Source organism: Marinococcus halophilus (assembly GCF_900166605.1).
GTDB classification, from domain to species: Bacteria; Bacillota; Bacilli; order Bacillales; family Marinococcaceae; genus Marinococcus; species Marinococcus halophilus.
In genome coordinates this window covers 732,183-749,562 of record NZ_FVZD01000006.1, presented here as the reverse complement: position 1 = coordinate 749,562, position 17,380 = coordinate 732,183, and the positions used below count along the sequence as shown (strand labels likewise).

The window sequence follows — 17,380 nt, the reverse complement described above, 5'->3', positions numbered from 1 at the left end:
GCCCCCGGCGTAACTCAGGCGCCGCAAGACCAAAAAGAATAATCAGAACCGCTTACAGCACACTGGCGTGCCCGCGGTAAATGTCGCCTCTTGAAGCGTCGACAGTAATTTCTTCGCCGTCTTCAAATAAGCTTCTGGCTTCTTCTACACCAACTACTACAGGAATACCCAGGTTCAAGCCTACCACCGCGGCGTGGGAGGTTAATCCTCCTTCTTCTGTGACAACTGCCAACGCTTTTTCAACGGCTGGCATCATGTCTTTGTCTGTTGCCTGGGTGACAAGCACGGAGCCTTCTGTCATTTTGGCGTTTGCTTCTTCTGCGCTTCCGGCAACGACTACTCTTCCCGCTGCGGTGTAACGGCCAATGCCCTGTCCTTTGGCGACTGTTTCACCGATTACGTGAACTTTCATCAGGTTGGTTGTTCCCGTTTCTCCTACAGGCACCCCGGCAGAAATAACAACAAGATCTCCGCGGCTGACGAGTTCTTCTGATAGAGCCTTGCTTACAGTTACATCAAGCATTTCATCGGTGGTACTGGATTTCGTGCCCAACAGTCCCTGGACGCCCCAGATTAGCGCAAGCCGGCGGTAGACGCGTTCATTGCTTGTAACCGCAATAATCGGCGACTCCGGACGATATTTCGAAACAATACGTGCGGTATACCCGCTTTCGGTAGCGGTAAGAATCGCCGAAGCATTCAGCGAATGGGCGGTGTAGGCTACGGACTGCCCAATGGAGTTGGTAATTGAAGGCTTGCTTTCTTTTGTTTTTTCGTCCAGTGTATTGCGGTACTGCAGCGAAGACTCTGCTCTCAGCGCAATATTGCTCATGGTTTCTACTGATTCCACCGGATAATCTCCCGCTGCTGTTTCCCCGGAAAGCATGATAGCGTCTGTACCATCAAAAATGGCATTTGCCACGTCACTTGCTTCCGCCCTCGTCGGGCGTGGGTTATGCTGCATCGAATCAAGCATCTGCGTAGCTGTAATTACCGGCTTGGCGAGGAAGTTGCAGCGTTTAATCAGGCGCTTTTGTACAAGCGGCACTTCCTCAGGCGGAATTTCAACGCCCATGTCTCCGCGCGCCACCATCAACCCGTCGGACACTTCAAGAATTTCCTCGACGTTGTCGATGCCTTCCTGGTTCTCAATTTTCGGCACGATGAACGTATCTTCTGCTCCGTGTTTTTCCAGGAGCTCGCGAATTTCCAAAACATCAGAAGCCCGGCGTACAAATGAAGCGGCAATAAAGTCGACGTTATTTCTAATTCCGAATTCGATGTCATCCGCATCTTTTTCTGTTATGCCTGGCAGATTGACCTTCACGTTCGGGAGGTTAACGCCTTTTTTGTTTTTCAGTTCGCCGTTATTCAGCACTTTCGTATGAACTTCTTTGTCTTCGATACCGGTTACTTCAAGCTCAATCAGTCCGTCATCGAGAAGAATTTTTTTGCCGACTTCCATATCTTCGGTTAAACCACCGTGAGTAACGGAGATTTTTTCTGTTGTGCCGACGACTTCTTCCGTACTGATGATCAACGGCTGTCCCTTTTCAAGCTGGATGGCGCCGCCTTCCATCGTATGAGTACGTACTTCCGGCCCCTTTGTGTCAAGCAGTATTGCCACATTTTTCTTCAGCCGGGCAGAAACTTCGCGAATACTGTCAATCCGGGCTTGATGCTCATCAAAATCCCCATGGGAAAAATTAAGCCTCGCTACATTCATCCCGTTTTTAATTAATTTTTCCAGCGTTTCCGGCGCTTCACTTGCCGGTCCTATCGTGCATACAATCTTTGTTTTTCGCATGATCTTCCTCCTGTTCTCTCTCTGAAATCCTAGTTTATTGTATCATAGAAACTTTTCATCCGCGGTAAAGCCTTTGCCCCGGAATTAAATCGACAGCTCCTGGGATAGTTTGTACATGCCAGAGTCCACCTGATGCTTCTGCTTAAGCACTTCTGGAATCGATTTATCAACGATCTCATTTTTCTCGATACCGACCATTCTTCCTTCTTTTCCATTCAAAAGAAGTTCAACAGCTCTTGCGCCGAGACGACTTGCAAGTACCCGGTCAAAACCGGTCGGTGACCCTCCACGCTGAATGTGGCCAAGAACGGTTACCCTTGTTTCGAGATTCGTTGTTTCCTGGATCTTCTGGCCAAACTCTGTGCCGCTTCCTACGCCTTCGGCGATAATGATGATACTGTGCTTCTTACCCCTCGCATGTCCGCGACGTAGACGGCTGACTACCTGCTCCATATCATACTCTTCCTCTGGGATTAAAATCGTCTCGGCACCGTCGGCCAGGCCGGACCAGAGAGCGAGATCGCCGGCGTCTCTGCCCATTACTTCAATAACGTATGTACGTTCATGTGAAGTGGCGGTATCCCGGATTTTATCAATCGCATCAATAACTGTGTTCAAGGCTGTATCAAAACCAATTGTATAGTCTGTGCCCGGAATATCGTTGTCGATGGTCCCTGGTATTCCAATCGTTGGGTAGCCAAGCTCAGTTAATTTTTCCGCTCCACGGAACGAGCCGTCACCGCCTATAACGACCAAAGCTTCAATGCCTCTTGCGTTCAGCTGATCTACCGCCTTCTGTCGTCCCTCCGGCGTGCGGAATTCCTCGCAGCGGGCAGTATATAGTTTTGTTCCACCGCGGTGAATAATATCACCTACGTCGCCAAGCTCCATTTTTTCAATGTCACCTTCGATCAGCCCGGCATAGCCGTACTGCACGCCATAAACTTCAAGATCATGGTAGATCGCCTTCCGAACAACAGCACGTATGGCTGCATTCATTCCGGGCGAATCTCCTCCGCTCGTTAACACTCCAATCCGTTTCATTCCATAACTCCTTCCCTTTGCATTCCTGTTTATCATTATACCCGTTATAGACCCGATGACACAAAAGTAATTATATTTTCGAAAGCTGCTATTATTAAAAAACCAAGTCAAAATTGCCATCTCGCACAGTTGCCCGCACCTCTTTTCAATTGCAGCTGAACAGCAGGAGCGGTTCTATTTCACAAAAAAAGCGCCACCCGGCGCTTTCCTAAAAATCACTTTCTTCAAACGTGCCCATTTGCTTAAATTTTTCATACCTTGATTCTATTAATTCATTCGGCGTTAATACAAGCAGGTCCTTTAAAGACTGTTGAAGCGTCTTCCGTAAAATAGCCGTTTGTTCTTTTGGATCATGATGCGCCCCTCCCCGGGGTTCTTTCACAATCTCATCAACCACACCAAATTCTTGTAAGTCTCCAGCCGTAATACGCATAGCTTCTGCAGCTTCCCGGGCATATGAAGCATCCTTCCATAAAATAGAGGAAGCACCTTCAGGGGAGATGGTCGAGTACCATGAATTTTCGAACATATGTACATGGTTCGCCACTCCAAGCGCAAGCCCGCCTCCGCTGCCGCCTTCTCCGATAACAACACTAATTACCGGCACTTTCAGGCCAGCCATTTCCATCAAATTCCGGGCAATGGCTTCACTCTGGCCGCGCTCTTCCGCCGCTTTTCCAGGATAAGCGCCCTTCGTATCGACAAAACAGATCACCGGACGGTTAAATTTTTCCGCCTGCTTCATAAGCCGAAGCGCTTTGCGGTACCCTTCCGGATGCGGCATTCCGAAATTCCGGCGGACGTTTTCCTTCGTATCTCGTCCGCGCTGATGGCCGATGACAGTCACCGGGCTTCCTTCAAAAAAAGCGATGCCCCCAACAATCGCTTCGTCATCTCCAAACAGACGATCGCCATGCAATTCGATGAATTGCTCAAACAAACTGTCGATATAATCGAGAGTGGTGGGGCGCTCCGGGTGCCTTGCGATCTGCACACGCTGCCACGGCTTTAAATTGTTATATACTTCGGCTTCGAGCTGCTCTAGCCGCTGTTCCAATTTCTCTATTTCTCCGCTTAAATCGATATCCTTCTCATCTGTAAAGCTTTTTAATTCATCGATTTTATTTCGGAGCTCCATGATTGGTTTTTCAAAAGGAAGATGATTTTCCATTGGCACTGACTCCCTTCACGTATGCATCTGCACGATCGCAGACAAAGTGTTTTTCATATCCTGCCTGTGCAGCACCTTGTCAAGCTGGCCGTGTTTAAGCAAAAATTCTGCTGTCTGAAAATCTTCGGGAAGCTCTTGGCGGATCGTCTGTTCAATTATTCTTCTGCCGGCAAAGCCGATCAATGCTTCAGGTTCGGCAAAATTATAGTCCCCAAGAGAGGCGAAGCTTGCAGAAACGCCCCCCGTGGTGGGATGGGTCATAACTGAGACAAACAAAAGCCCTGCTTCATCCATTTTTTTCAGTGCTGCGCTGGTTTTAGCCATCTGCATGAGGCTGAGAATCCCTTCCTGCATCCGGGCTCCGCCCGAAGCAGAAAACAGAATGAACGGGGCATGGAGGTCAAGGGCCCGCTCGATTGCCCGGGTGATTTTTTCTCCAACTACCGAGCCCATACTGCCCATCCGAAATGCCGGATCCATCACGCCCAGGACCACCGGGGTGCCGCCGATCGTTCCTTCTCCTGTGACGACAGCTTCCTTATGGCCGGTTTTTTTCTGGTCCTTTTCAAGCTTTTCCTTGTATTCCGGAAACTCCAGAGGGTCTGCCGAGACCATATGAGGGTTCAGCTCGTGAAAGGAATCCTCATCAAGGATCAAATCAATCCGTTCGGAAGGAGTCATCGGCATATGATGACCACAATGCATACAGACATTGGCATGTTTTACTAATTCTTTTGTATAAACAATTGTTTTGCATTTGGGACATTTTGTCATAACGCCCTCGTTCATAGTTTTCGGCTGTTCCCGTTCAGCCGGCATTGAAGCATATTTTCGCCTTTTACTGAATAAATCTTTGATCATCATAAAGACACCTTCTTCATATTTAATGCTTGGCTGCTCCGCAAATAATAGAAACGCAAGCAGACTGCAGCGTCCCGGAATGTATTTCACCGTTCAGCTGGTGTACATAACGCAGCGCTGTTGTTTTATTTGCAGACGTACATCAGGAGCGACCGTTTTGTCAGCGATCGCTCCTGCTATTAGTCTCCCACATAGTTTATCACAGACAAGCTCTAATACATAGGAAAAGCCAGACATCTTCAATGGTTAGGTCTATAGGCCTTTATTATTCTTCAATATCGGAAAGAGCCCTGGTTTTCTCTTTGATTTTCTCCGGATCGGCGTTTTTCCTCGCCACGCCTGTTTCCATGGCTGTTTTTGCCACCGCCGCAGCTACTTCCGGAGCGACTCTTGGATCAAACGGGTTTGGAATTACATAGTCTTCGTTCAGTTCATCTACCGTAATCAGCTCTGCAATAGCGTATACAGCTGCTTTTTTCATATCCTCGTTAATGTGAGTGGCATTCACATCGAGAGCTCCGCGAAAAATACCCGGGAAGGCCAGCACATTGTTTACCTGGTTTGGAAAATCGGAACGGCCGGTACCGATCACTTTTGCCCCAGCGTCTTTAGCATCATCCGGTGTGATCTCGGGGTCCGGGTTGGCCATCGCAAAAATGATCGGGTCATCATTCATGGACTCTACCATTTCTTTTGAAAGTACTCCCGCTACGGAAACGCCTATAAACACGTCTGTGTTCTGAACGACCTCTTTTAGTCCGCCGGAAACATTCTCATTGTTCGTTACTTTTGCGACTTCTGCTTTCATGTCGTTCATGCCTTCCGGACGGCCTTCATAAATAGCGCCTTTAGAATCGCATAAAATGACATCCTTCACCCCGAAACGGCGCAGAAGCTTAATAATGGCAATTCCCGCTGATCCTGCCCCGTTAATAACTACCCGTATCTCAGACAAATGCTTTTTATTGAGCTTCAAAGCATTGATCAAGCCGGCTACGGTAACGATCGCTGTGCCGTGCTGATCGTCATGAAATACAGGAATATTTGTTTCTTTTTTTAGGCGCTCTTCAATAACGAAGCAGTTAGGGGCTGCAATATCTTCCAGGTTGACACCGCCAAATGTTGGCTGCATTAACTTTACCGTCTCTACAATTTTATCTACATCATTTGTTTCAAGACAGATAGGAAAAGCATCCACGCCGGCAAATGATTTAAAAAGAACCGCTTTTCCTTCCATCACCGGAAGAGACGCTTCCGGGCCGATATTGCCCAGCCCAAGCACGGCTGAGCCGTCAGAAACGACTGCCACCATATTGCCCTTCATTGTATATTCGAATACTTTTTGTTTATCATCAAAAATTTCTTTGCAGGGCTCAGCTACTCCCGGAGAATATGCCAGGCTTAAATCTCTTCCATTTTTCACCGGTACTTTCGATACGGTTTCGAGTTTCCCTTGATTCTGTTTGTGGATATGTAGTGCTTCTTCGCGGGTGGTAGGCATAGTGCCACTCTCCTTCAGCATTTTTTATATTTTAATGATAACCCTGTGCTTACAGAAGCACATTCAGTGTTTCGTTCAATTTAATTATAAACGTTACCTATTATAACAGAATAATCAGTCAGCGGCATCTTTATTTGATTTTAATATAATGGATTCTTTTGAAACAACCTTTTCAAGTCCTCGCATGCACGTGTCCCCGGCGTCCGTTTTTAAGCTGTTTTCAAGCTGGAAAGCACGTCCCTGTTGCCCGTCATAGACGAGGACCGTCACCGCTCCAGGCGATTGCCGAAGTACTTGTTTGACCCGGCGCAGCACTTGTCCCTGTTCCTCTTCCGGCAATTTAACATACAGCGTGTGTTCTGCCTGTTTTTCGATATCCGGCAGAGAGAGGCAGCTCTCCGCAATCATCTTGTCCCCCCGGGACTGCTTGTCTGTCCGTCCCTGAACCAAAAGAATTGATTTTTCTGCAAGCAGTGATTTTACATTCCGGTAAACATTCGGAAAAACTACCACTTCAAGCTCTCCAGTCCCGTCGTCTATCGTCAGGAAGCACATGGATTGTCCATTTTTGGTGCGCACGGTCTTCACCGTTCTCACAAACCCACCAGCCCAGCGCAGCTGATTATCCACGGGAAGAGAGCTTCCAAGCTCCCATAACTCGAAGGCAGCAAAAAGTTCCTTATACGCCTCCAGTGGATGGCCGCTTAAGTAATAACCGGAGGCCTCCTTTTCCATTTCGAGCTTCTCTTCCCAGGAAAGGGGGGCGGCCTCGATCCAGCGCATCCGAGGAGCCAGTTCTGTGCCAAATTCCTGAAATTCCTGTTCCCCTTCAATTATCCGCAGTGAACGATCAAGTGAAGCGAGCAGCGTAGACCGTTCCACTTCAAATTCATCAAACACGCCGGCCTGGATCAGATATACAAATCCCTGCCGCCCAATCGCTCTAGTATCTACCCGGTGAAGAAAATCAAGCCAGTATTCAAAACGCCCGCTGCTGTTTCGTTCCTTCAAAATCATCTGGATATTACTTTTTCCTACCTGTTTAACAATATTCAAGCCAAAACGAAGATTCCCCTCCTCAATACGAAAACCATAACCACTTTGATTGATTGAAGGGGGGAGCAGCTCAATACCAATTTCCTTTGCTTCCCGCTGGTATTCCAGAAATTTTTCTTCACTTCGCACATGGCCTGACATCAACGATGAAAAAAACACGGCCGGGTGGTGAGCTTTGATATAAGCCAGCTGATAGGAAATTACACTATAGGCCACCGCATGGCTCTTATTAAAACCATAATTGGCAAATTGTTCAATCCAGCTGAAAATTGTTTCTGCTTCCGCTGTCAGCACGCCGGAAGCCCCTGCTTTTTCAAGAAAACGCTTTTTTTCTTTTTTCATTTCACGAGCGTCTTTTTTACTGATAGCCCGCCGGAAGGAATCCGCCTCCCCCATTGAGTACCCTGCCACTTTTACAGCAATCTGCATAATCTGCTCCTGATAAACGATGATGCCATATGTGGATCCAGCAATATCTTCAATATGCTCAGGAAGAGCAGGCATTTCTTTTATTCCATGCTTACGTTCTGCATACAAAGGAATCTGAGCCATTGGTCCCGGCCGGTAAAGTGCGCTCACTGCAGCAATGTCTTCAAAGCGGTCGGGCCGGATCTGCTGCAGAGCAGACTTCATCCCTGCTGATTCAAGCTGGAAGATGCCGTTGGTTTTCCCTTCGCTCAGCAGTTGGTAAGTTTTTTTATCATTCATTGGAATGTGCCTTAATTGAAAATCATTTTTTTCTTTTTGGACTGCTTCGGTCATATATTCAAGCAGCGTTAAATTCCGGAGCCCCAGCAGGTCAATTTTCACCAGCCCCAGCGCTTCAAGGTCTTCCATCGGGTACTGGGTCAGTAAGAGCACACCATTTCTATCCATTAAAGGAGTGTAGGAGTCAAGCCGGCCACTGCTTAATACAATACCAGCCGCGTGAATGGACGTTTGGCGCGGCAGGCCTTCTAAATAGGAAGCAGCCCGGAGCAGTGACTCCACCTTCGGTTCAGTCTGCTGCCACTGCTGCAGTTTTTTATCACTGGCTGTTTTTCCGGCTATAGAATCGGTCCCTGAAAACATGCCTGCTGTCCGGTTAATGAGTCCCTGTGGAATTTCAAGCACCCTGCCTGCGTCCCGTATCGCAGCACGAGCTCCGAACGTATTGAATGTAACAATCTGCGCTACGCATGTTTCCCCGTATTTTGTCCGCAAATACTGCAGTACCTCTTCACGCCGATGGTCCGGAAAATCAATATCTATATCCGGAAGCGCAGCCCGTTCCGGATTCAGAAACCGCTCAAACAGAAGGCCGTACTGCAAAGGATCCACATCCGTAATGCCGATAAGGTAGGACACAAGCGACCCTGCGGCCGAGCCTCTCCCAGGCCCTACATACATCCCCTGTTTTTTAGCAAACGCAACAAAATCCTGCACAATTAAAAAATAATCTGCAAACCCGGCATCAATAATAACGCTAAGTTCATGCTTCAGCCGCTCCCGCGCATGTTCTGAAACAGTACTATAACGTTTCTGCATTCCCTTTTCCGCTAGCTTTTTTAAATACAGAGAAGCTGGCTGCTCCCCGGGGGTTGGAAACACCGGCATGTGCGTTTCACCTAATGAAAGGTCTACGTGACATTTGTCAGCTATTTTTCTCCAGTTATTGAGATGGCCGGCTTCGTACATCTCAGTCGCCTTCTCCTGCCACACTTCCAGTGAAAAGGGCTTCCGGTCAATTACGGTATCTTTCCAGACCCTGCCGTCCTTCACTGCCTGCAGCAGTTTATAGGCCCGTGCCTCTTCAGATTTTTGCATATTAATCAACGGAGAAGCCACCATGGAGATGCCAAATCGTTCCGCTGCCTCTCTCCACTCCATCTCCTCTTCCATTTTCGGGGCTTCAAGCCAAAGAACACCAGGCGCAAACCGTCTGCTCCATTTTTCAAAAAATGCATACAAGTCATTTTTGCTTTTCCTGAAGGTGCCGGGTTCGCTCTGTTCAAGCGGCAGGATAAAAAGACAACCGGCAGAATCCGCCAGTTGTTCCCATGTGACCTGCCTGTCCTGTTGTTTGTCCCCAGCCCACTGCATGAGCTGCTTGTATCCCCCGTTGTTTTGCGGCAGTGCAATTACCGGGAATTCCTGGTCTTCTGCGTCGTCTCCCTGAACCCACAGCTCTATTCCTGGAAGGCTTTTCACCTGGTACTGCCGGCAGAGACGGTAAAAAGCCACTGCCCCGTGCATCGTGTCCCGGTCCGTGACCGCAGCTGCCGGCCAGCTGTATTCTTTTGCTTTGCGGACGAGATTCTCTAGCCTGATAGTGCTTTGCAACATGCTGTATTCCGAATATACGTGCAGTGACATACTCCTGATCCTCCCTGTGGCCGGCTAGGTGATGGGCGTTTTATCTATGCTTCCAGTTCCGGCAGATGTCCTCGAGCTCCTGTATAATATTTTCTGTTTCCTGCCTGTTTTCTGCTTTGGCTCCTGCTGCCATAGTGTGGCCGCCCCCGCGGTATTTAACAGCAAGCTGATTAATCACCGGTCCGCGCGAACGAAAACGCACCCGGTACGACCCCTGTTCTTCTTCTACAAAGAACACCCATGCAACAACCCCTTCTGTGTCTGCAAACGAATTGATCACTGCTGAGGATTCATTGATGGTTATGCCGTATTTACGAAGCATTTCCTGAGTTAGGTACATGTAAGCCGCCCCATTCTCTGTCAGGGTAAAGCTTTGAAGTACCTCTCCGCGTAGACGCACCAGGCTCTCAGGGTTCTTATACATTTCAGCATAAATTGCTCCCGGTTCAAAATCGAACGCAAGAAGCTCAGCTGCCATGCGCATCGTGTTTGGCGTAGTATTGCTAAACTGAAAACGGCCGGTATCTCCAATAAGGCCGGCGTAGCACAGCCGGGCTGTTTCATTCGGAACTGTCCATCCATAGGATTTTTGGGCAAATAGAATCAATTCTGTAATCATTTCGCACGTGGAGCTTTTTTTTGTATCCACCCACATCGGTTCCCCGTACGGATCTTCGTTCGGGTGATGATCGATTTTAATAACCGCTGCTCCCTGGTCCCAGCCTTCGCCGTCGATCCTTGCCATATTGGCAGTATCGCAAACAATCACCAGCGTTTCGGCATCCACTTCAGTCAATTGTTCATCCATAGTCGTTAAAAAAGAAAGCGAAGGCTCATTTTCTCCGGTAGTGCCCACCTGCTTGTCAGGGAACTGCTTTTTAATCCACGCAGCCAGGCCCGCCTGGGAGCCGAGAGCATCCGGGTCGGGACGCTCGTGCCGGTAAATCATAATTTTATCGTACTGCTCTATCGTCTGTATGATTGCCTGAAATATTTGCATTGTCTATCCCCCATCGATCAGCGGTCGAGTAGCTGTACCATCATCATCGCCTTGCCGACGATCGCGCCTTCATAGTACAATTCTACATCCACTTTCCCGTGTTTTCTTCCCACTTCAAGTATTTTCCCGTTCAACTCAATTTTGCTTTCAATCTGTACCGGCCGGATAAAGTAAAGTGTTACATTCTCTACCACCATATCGCCTTTTTTGTAGTCTCTAAGCAGACGTTGGCCTGTCTCCGTAACAAGAGACATGATAACCCCGTTTGCCACCGTACCGAGCGCATTGGTCATCTGCGGCGTAATATCGCACTCAAACATAAATCCCGATCCAGGAGGGGCTTCCCGGAAACGGCTTGTTACCGTATCTTCAATGGTTTCCCCGACGTGTGGCTGGCGCTGAACCATCTGCAGTGCTTTTAATACGTCCTGCCGGCTGATAACTCCAAGCAGCTTTTTCGCATCGTCCATTACCGGAAGCAGTTCGATACCTTCCCATACCATCGTATGGGCTACCGAAGCCACAGACGTCCGTTCACTGACCGTAATTGGAGATTTTGTCATCACTTTTTCGATAGGAGTCTGAACCGAAGCGCCTAATACGTCCTTCGCAGCTACCATTCCCTGAACTTTCATGTCTTCGCTGATCACCGGATATCTACTGTGGCCGGTTTTTTGGTTCATTTCATGCCATTTTTCCACTGTATTATCCACCGTCATAAAATACGTATCCTGTAGCGGAATTAAAATATCATTTACTACCACAATTTCTTTTTTAATGAGCTGGTCATAGATCGCCCGGTTAATCATGGTAGCTACCGTAAACGTGTCATATGTCGTTGTAATTACCGGCAGGCCCAGTTCATCCGCCAGAGAAATGACATGTTCATTCGTATCAAATCCGCCGGTAATTAAAACAGCTGCTCCTGCTTCAAGGGCAAGTTTATGCACCTGGTACCGGTTACCGACAATGAGGAGGTTCCCGGGCTCCACGTACCGCATCATCGCTTCAAGCTTCATGGCACCAATCACAAAGCGATTCAGGGTTTTATGAAGCCCATTTCTGCCCCCAAGCACCTGGCCGTCAATAATGTTAACTACTTCAGCATAGGTTAGACGTTCGAAGTTTTCTTTTTGCTTTTTTTCGATACGTATCGTGCCGACTCGTTCAATCGTACTGACAATTCCCTGGTTTTCTGCTTCCTTAATTGCACGGTACGCTGTACCTTCACTTACTTCCAGGTTCTTTGCAATTCCACGGACGGAAATTTTTTCTCCTACGTCCAGGGCCAGTATGTAATTTAATATTTGTTCATGTTTGGTTGCCATAGGCACAGTACCTTCCTTTTTATTTACGCACTTACCGGGAGCGCTCTGTCTGCGTAAATTTCTAACTGTATTACTTCTGTTTCATTATCTGTACTATTACATTATACGGTTCAGAAACCCTCCCTTCAACTGCCTGCCGGCAATTGTATTAAAAAAAACCGTTCAGTCTGTTTTAATGACTGAACGGTTTTTTAAATTCTATAATTCAATCGAGCCGCCGGCTTCCAGTGCTTTTCCTTTCAGTGGAGAAAGGGAATCTACAAACTGCTGCGGATCCTGTTTGATAGGCGGCATGGTATTGTAGTGGATTGGAACCGTATAATCCGCATTCACCCATTCCGCTGCCGTTTTGGCATCCTTAGGACCCATTGTAAAGTTATCACCAATAGGGACGAATAAAAGATCAATATTGTTTCTTTCCGCGATAAGCTTAATGTCAGAAAACAAGCCGGTATCGCCCATATGATACACTTTCTTTCCTTCCGCTTCGAAAATAATGCCACTTGGCATACCCGTATAAATAATCTTTTGTTCCTCTTCAAGGAAGTAGCCGGAACCGTGAAATGCCTGAGTTAACTGTACGTGGCCGAAATCAAACGTATAGCCGCCGCCAATATGCATTGGGTGCGTTTCTACGCCCTGCCAGCCAAGATACTGAGCCAGTTCAAACGGTGCCACTACAAGCGCATTATTTCGCTTGGCGATATCCACTGTGTCTCCGACATGGTCAAAATGACCATGAGTCAGCAAAATGGCATCTGCTTTCACATCGTCCGCATTTAAATCAGTTAATGGGTTATCTGTAATAAATGGGTCAATTAAGATTGTTTTGCCGTTTGTCTCAATCTTTACTACTGAATGACCATGATAAGATACTTTCATGTATATCCTCCTCCGTAATCAAAAACTGTTTCCGGGGAACTATACCTTTTACCAGCCTAACTTAAACTGCCTTCCACTTACCTGCGTTTATGAAGCACATCTATCCCGCCGGTCACTTCAATTACAGAGCCTGTAATCATATCCGCATCGTCATCCGTTAAAAATAAAATAGTTCTTGCAATGTCGCCGCCCGTTGCTGGCCTTCCAACAGGAACAGAATGGTCACTCACCTGTCTGCCTGCATGTATATCCGCTTCCTTAAACTCTTCTGTCACTATGCCCGGACAAACCATGTTTGCGGTAATACCGTAGGATGCTTCTTCTAGAGAAATTGATTTTGTCAAAGACACCAGGCCGCTTTTCGCCGCTGCATATGCTGAACGATAAAGCCATCCCGGCGCTGTAGGAGCACTCTGAAAACCATAAGTAATAAAACGGCCGAACTGCTGCCGGCGCATAATCGGTATCGCTTTTTTTGCCAAATGGAAGGCAGCACTCAGGTTGCCATCAACCATCCGGTGCCATTCTTCATCGGAATAATCTGCCAGCTGCTTTTTTTCAAATATGTAAGGGCCAGCATTATTTACGACGATATCAAGTCGGCCAAAGGCTGAATAAGCTTCTTCCACCATCCGCTCTACGTCCTGCTTTGAGGCCATGTCCCCCTGGACGAACTGGATGCGGCTGCTTTCCATTTCCCACTGCTCTTTCATTTTATAGTAAGCCTCGTCTTTTTTCCGGTAAGTAACGGTCAACGTATAACCTTTTTCTTTTAAAGCTTCAGAAACTTTTCGGCCGAGGCCTTTCGTGCCTGCTGTAATTAACGCGTGCCTCATCGTTATTCACCCGCCTTTATGTCATCCATTAGTTATGTAATAATGAAAATTATTTGAACATTTTCTGTTCTGTTTTCCCGGCACATCCTTTTACCTACACACTATCGTTTTAAATTAAAAAAATAGGGAAAATTATCTACAGGAAATAGAAATCCTACGACAAAAGGGGAGGATGGCATTGAGTAGATACGAAGTTATTATTGTTGCCGTCGATGGCTCAGACGAATCCAGAACAGCTTTTAAAAAATCTGTTGAGATTGCGCAGGAGCAGCAGGCAAAACTAATCATCTCTCATGTTATTGATACGAGAACATTTGCCACAATGGAACGGTATGACCGTACTATTATTGCACGAGCAGAAGAATATGGCAACGAACTGCTTGAGAACTATACAGCAGAAGCAGAAAATGCAGGGGTTCCTGACGTCGTCTCCTCATTGGAGTTCGGTTCTCCAAAAACAAAGATCCCGCGTGAGCTGGCCAAAAACTATGAAGCAGATTTAATTATCACTGGGGCTACCGGTCTGAATGCTGTTGAACGCGTCTTTATTGGCAGCGTTTCGGAAGCCATTGCCCGCCATGCGAAATGTGACGTCTTAATTGTACGTAAATAACTGCCAGCTAAGGCCCCGTGTCCATACGGACGCGGGATTTTTTATCTCCGCCCAGGCGGCATTCTTTTCCACATTAAAAAGACCCCGCCCAAAGATTTACTCCGGACGGGACAGCATCTGTATTTATAACTTTTGTTTTATTACCTTTTTCCCCTGCTCGATGGCAGACCGGACCTGATCAAAGCCGGTACCGCCTTCACTATTTCTGCGGCTTACCACCGTCTCAGGCTTTAAGACCTCATAGATATCTTCTTCAAAGGCTTCATTTGCTTCTTTAAATTCATTCATGGAAAGATCTGCAAGATACTTATTGCTTTGAATGCAATCAAGCACCAATTTGCCGACAATCTCATGAGCTTCCCGGAACGGGACTCCTTTAACGGCGAGGTAATCCGCGAGTTCTGTCGCATTAGAGAAGTCTTTGCTCGTGGTTTCCGCCATTTTTTCTGTACGAACTTCCATCGTTTCCACCATTCCCGCAAAAATATCCAGAGAGCCTTCAAGGGTGCGCACGGTGTCAAACAGTCCCTCTTTATCCTCCTGCATATCTTTATTATACGCAAGCGGCAGCCCCTTCAAAAGCGTATACAGTCCCATAAGGTTTCCATACACCCGTCCGGTTTTTCCACGAATAAGCTCTGCCATATCCGGATTTTTCTTTTGCGGCATGATGCTGCTGCCTGTCGCAAAAGAGTCATCGAGTTCAATAAATTGAAATTCCTGGCTTGACCAGAAGATCATTTCTTCAGCCAATCTGGACAAATGCATCATAACAGTGGACGCCGCGCTCATAAATTCCAGGGCAAAGTCCCTGTCGCTTACAGCGTCCAGGCTGTTTTGATAAATATCATCAAAGCCGAGCTCCTCTGCCGTCTGGCGGCGGTCGATAGGAAACGTTGTGCCGGCGAGGGCCCCTGCTCCGAGAGGAGAAATGTTCGTGCGTTTTAAGCTGTCCTCAAAGCGCCCGTAGTCCCGCTCAAGCATCCAGAAATAAGCCATCATGTGATGGCCGAAAGAGATAGGCTGTGCCCGCTGCAAATGGGTATATCCAGGGATAATGGTTTCGACATGCTCCTCTGCCTGCAAAAGCAGCGCCTGCTGCAGGGCCCGGATAGACTGCATAACAGTGTGCGTGTGATTTCTTACGTACAGATGAACATCTGTAGCCACCTGATCGTTACGGCTCCGGCCTGTATGGAGCTTGCCGCCGACCGGGCCAATTTCATCAATTAAAAACTTCTCGATATTCAAATGAATGTCTTCATTTTGGACCGAGTATTCCAATTCTCCATTTTTTGCTTTGGCAAGCACCGCTTCCAGTCCGCGATGGATTTCGGCTGCTTCTTCTTCGGTGATGATTTCCTGATTCTTCAGCATATGTACGTGCGCAATACTTCCCTGGAGATCTTCTTCCACCAGTTTTTGGTCAAAAGGAATGGATGCCCCAAAGGCATCCACCCATTCTTCCGCTTGTTTTGTAAAGCGCCCGCCCCATAGTTTGGTCATACATTAACACCTTTCTTGTTAACTGCACTTTGTACTTTGGTCGGCAGACCCCACAGCTGAATAAATCCGACAGCTGCATTATGATCAAATTCGTCGTGCGTGGAGTAGGTAGCCAGGTTTTCATTGTACAAGGAGTAGTCTGATTTTCTTCCTTCAATGATAGCATGGCCTTTAAATAATTTCACCCGTACAATGCCTGTCACGTTAGTTTGCGTTTCTTTTAAAAACGCTTCAAGCGCTGGCCGTACCTGGGAGAACCACAGTCCTTCATAAATTACTTCACTTAATTTTTTTTCAATAACCGGTTTAAAGTGAGCCACTTCTTTGGGGAGCGTGAGGTCTTCAAGCTCTTTATGCGCCTGAATCAGCGTCATAGCTGCCGGGCACTCATAAATTTCTCTTGATTTAATTCCTACCATTCTGTTTTCCACGTGATCAATTCTGCCCACGCCGTGCTTGCCAGCAACGTCATTTAATTCCAGAATCAAATCTTGCAGTTCATAAGCCTGGCCGTTAAGCGCCACTGGCTTGCCCTGCTTGAATTCAATTTCGACGATGTCTGCTTCGTCCGGTGTTTTTTCGAGTGGATTCGTTAAATCATACGCGCCTTCCGGCGGTGTAGCCCACGGGTCTTCTAGAACACCGCACTCGTTGCTTCTGCCCCAGAGATTTTGATCGACAGAATATGGATTATCGAGGTTTACAGGTACAGGCACGTCATTTTCTTTTGCATAAGCGATTTCTTCATCTCTCGACCATCCCCACTCCCGAACAGGTGCGAGTACCTCGAGGTCAGGATTAAGAGCCTGAATACTGACTTCAAATCTTACCTGGTCGTTTCCTTTACCAGTGCAGCCATGCGCTACGGCATCAGCATTTGTCTGCTCGGCAATCTCAACCAGTTTCTTTGAAATTAACGGCCTTGATAATGCAGATACGAGCGGGTATTTTTGTTCATACAGCGTATGTGCCTGCAGGGCCGGAAGGACGAAATCTTCGGCAAATTCTTTTTTCGCATCTACTGTGTATGACTGTACAGCCCCTACTTCCAAGGCTTTATTTTTTACAAATTCCAGATCCTTCCCCTCTCCTACGTCCAGGCCTACCGCTACTACCTCGTAACCCTGACTGCTCAACCACTTAATTGCTACTGATGTGTCCAAACCGCCTGAATAGGCGAGAACTACTTTTTTGTCTGCCATTCTTATTCCCCTCCAGATTATAATTGAATATTCATGCTTGATAAATTATTTTTATACATCATTTTGAAAAAATTAAAAGACTGTCGTCTTTGTTTTATGATTACTGTATTCAACTTCTTTCATTACTTTAACAAGCCCACAAAGAATTTGCAACCGGAAAATACAATTTTTTAGTATAAAAATTTATTTTTTTTGATATTTTATGCGTTATCCGCCCT

The 17,380-nt window shown here is 47.1% G+C and carries 13 protein-coding genes; 1 reads left to right on the top strand and 12 read right to left on the bottom strand.

The features are described 5' to 3' along the window. Positions 1–52 precede the first annotated feature (52 nt). From pyk to B5066_RS09845, 10 genes are all read right to left on the bottom strand, one after another. Positions 53–1,807, bottom strand: coding sequence for a pyruvate kinase (pyk, locus tag B5066_RS09890; protein ID WP_079475767.1), 1,755 nt, complete (start codon positions 1,805–1,807; stop codon positions 53–55). Positions 1,808–1,891: 84 nt separating this feature from the next. Then, entirely contained in the window at positions 1,892–2,851 is a 960-nt protein-coding gene (gene pfkA / locus B5066_RS09885) for a 6-phosphofructokinase (RefSeq protein WP_079475766.1), read from the bottom strand. 208 nt (positions 2,852–3,059) lie between these two features. After that, the gene (locus B5066_RS09880; RefSeq protein ID WP_079475765.1) at positions 3,060–4,022 is read right to left on the bottom strand and encodes an acetyl-CoA carboxylase carboxyltransferase subunit alpha; all 963 of its coding nucleotides are present in this window, start codon (positions 4,020–4,022) and stop codon (positions 3,060–3,062) included. A 15-nt stretch (positions 4,023–4,037) separates the two neighbouring features. Continuing rightward, on the bottom strand, positions 4,038–4,883 hold the full coding sequence (accD, locus tag B5066_RS09875) for an acetyl-CoA carboxylase, carboxyltransferase subunit beta (RefSeq protein ID WP_079477008.1): 846 nt from the start codon (positions 4,881–4,883) through the stop codon (positions 4,038–4,040). Between the two features lie 265 nt (positions 4,884–5,148). Continuing rightward, complete coding sequence (ystJ, locus tag B5066_RS09870; protein WP_079475764.1) at positions 5,149–6,384, bottom strand: NADP-dependent malic enzyme; 1,236 nt, start codon at positions 6,382–6,384, stop codon at positions 5,149–5,151. A gap of 114 nt (positions 6,385–6,498) precedes the next feature. Then, the gene (locus B5066_RS09865) at positions 6,499–9,795 is read right to left on the bottom strand and encodes a DNA polymerase III subunit alpha (protein ID WP_079475763.1); all 3,297 of its coding nucleotides are present in this window, start codon (positions 9,793–9,795) and stop codon (positions 6,499–6,501) included. A 40-nt stretch (positions 9,796–9,835) separates the two neighbouring features. Next, positions 9,836–10,795 carry a DHH family phosphoesterase gene (locus B5066_RS09860; RefSeq protein ID WP_079475762.1) on the bottom strand — a complete coding sequence of 320 codons (960 nt, stop codon included), beginning with the start codon at positions 10,793–10,795 and terminating at the stop codon, positions 9,836–9,838. Positions 10,796–10,812: 17 nt separating this feature from the next. Then, a complete protein-coding gene (locus tag B5066_RS09855; protein WP_079475761.1) occupies positions 10,813–12,123 on the bottom strand; it encodes a CBS domain-containing protein in 1,311 nt (436 codons plus the stop codon). Positions 12,124–12,321: 198 nt separating this feature from the next. Beyond that, a complete protein-coding gene (locus B5066_RS09850) occupies positions 12,322–13,005 on the bottom strand; it encodes a metal-dependent hydrolase (RefSeq protein ID WP_079475760.1) in 684 nt (227 codons plus the stop codon). 77 nt (positions 13,006–13,082) lie between these two features. After that, positions 13,083–13,841 (bottom strand): SDR family oxidoreductase, encoded by a 759-nt coding sequence (locus B5066_RS09845; protein ID WP_079475759.1) that lies wholly within the window; start codon positions 13,839–13,841, stop codon positions 13,083–13,085. A 172-nt stretch (positions 13,842–14,013) separates the two neighbouring features. Between B5066_RS09845 and B5066_RS09840 the strand changes: the two genes are divergently transcribed. Further along, positions 14,014–14,454: a universal stress protein gene (locus B5066_RS09840; RefSeq protein WP_079475758.1), complete on the top strand. Its 441-nt coding sequence runs from the start codon at positions 14,014–14,016 to the stop codon at positions 14,452–14,454. A 123-nt stretch (positions 14,455–14,577) separates the two neighbouring features. On the opposite strand, the gene argH is transcribed toward B5066_RS09840, so the two are convergent. Further along, positions 14,578–15,960, bottom strand: a complete 1,383-nt coding sequence (gene argH, locus B5066_RS09835; protein ID WP_079475757.1) for an argininosuccinate lyase — start codon at positions 15,958–15,960, stop codon at positions 14,578–14,580. Next, complete coding sequence (locus B5066_RS09830; RefSeq protein WP_079475756.1) at positions 15,957–17,162, bottom strand: argininosuccinate synthase; 1,206 nt, start codon at positions 17,160–17,162, stop codon at positions 15,957–15,959. Before B5066_RS09830 ends, argH begins: the two co-directional genes overlap by 4 nt. Positions 17,163–17,380: the final 218 nt, after the last annotated feature.

What these genes read in the sequence shown, in the direction of transcription:
- pyk (WP_079475767.1), bottom strand. Translation starts at nt 1,807, where the DNA reads ATGCGAAAAACAAAGATTGTATGCACGATAGGACCGGCAAGTGAAGCG.
- pfkA (WP_079475766.1), bottom strand. Translation starts at nt 2,851, where the DNA reads ATGAAACGGATTGGAGTGTTAACGAGCGGAGGAGATTCGCCCGGAATG.
- B5066_RS09880 (WP_079475765.1), bottom strand. Translation starts at nt 4,022, where the DNA reads ATGGAAAATCATCTTCCTTTTGAAAAACCAATCATGGAGCTCCGAAAT.
- accD (WP_079477008.1), bottom strand. Translation starts at nt 4,883, where the DNA reads ATGATCAAAGATTTATTCAGTAAAAGGCGAAAATATGCTTCAATGCCG.
- ystJ (WP_079475764.1), bottom strand. Translation starts at nt 6,384, where the DNA reads ATGCCTACCACCCGCGAAGAAGCACTACATATCCACAAACAGAATCAA.
- B5066_RS09865 (WP_079475763.1), bottom strand. Translation starts at nt 9,795, where the DNA reads ATGTCACTGCACGTATATTCGGAATACAGCATGTTGCAAAGCACTATC.
- B5066_RS09860 (WP_079475762.1), bottom strand. Translation starts at nt 10,795, where the DNA reads ATGCAAATATTTCAGGCAATCATACAGACGATAGAGCAGTACGATAAA.
- B5066_RS09855 (WP_079475761.1), bottom strand. Translation starts at nt 12,123, where the DNA reads ATGGCAACCAAACATGAACAAATATTAAATTACATACTGGCCCTGGAC.
- B5066_RS09850 (WP_079475760.1), bottom strand. Translation starts at nt 13,005, where the DNA reads ATGAAAGTATCTTATCATGGTCATTCAGTAGTAAAGATTGAGACAAAC.
- B5066_RS09845 (WP_079475759.1), bottom strand. Translation starts at nt 13,841, where the DNA reads ATGAGGCACGCGTTAATTACAGCAGGCACGAAAGGCCTCGGCCGAAAA.
- B5066_RS09840 (WP_079475758.1), top strand. Translation starts at nt 14,014, where the DNA reads ATGGCATTGAGTAGATACGAAGTTATTATTGTTGCCGTCGATGGCTCA.
- argH (WP_079475757.1), bottom strand. Translation starts at nt 15,960, where the DNA reads ATGACCAAACTATGGGGCGGGCGCTTTACAAAACAAGCGGAAGAATGG.
- B5066_RS09830 (WP_079475756.1), bottom strand. Translation starts at nt 17,162, where the DNA reads ATGGCAGACAAAAAAGTAGTTCTCGCCTATTCAGGCGGTTTGGACACA.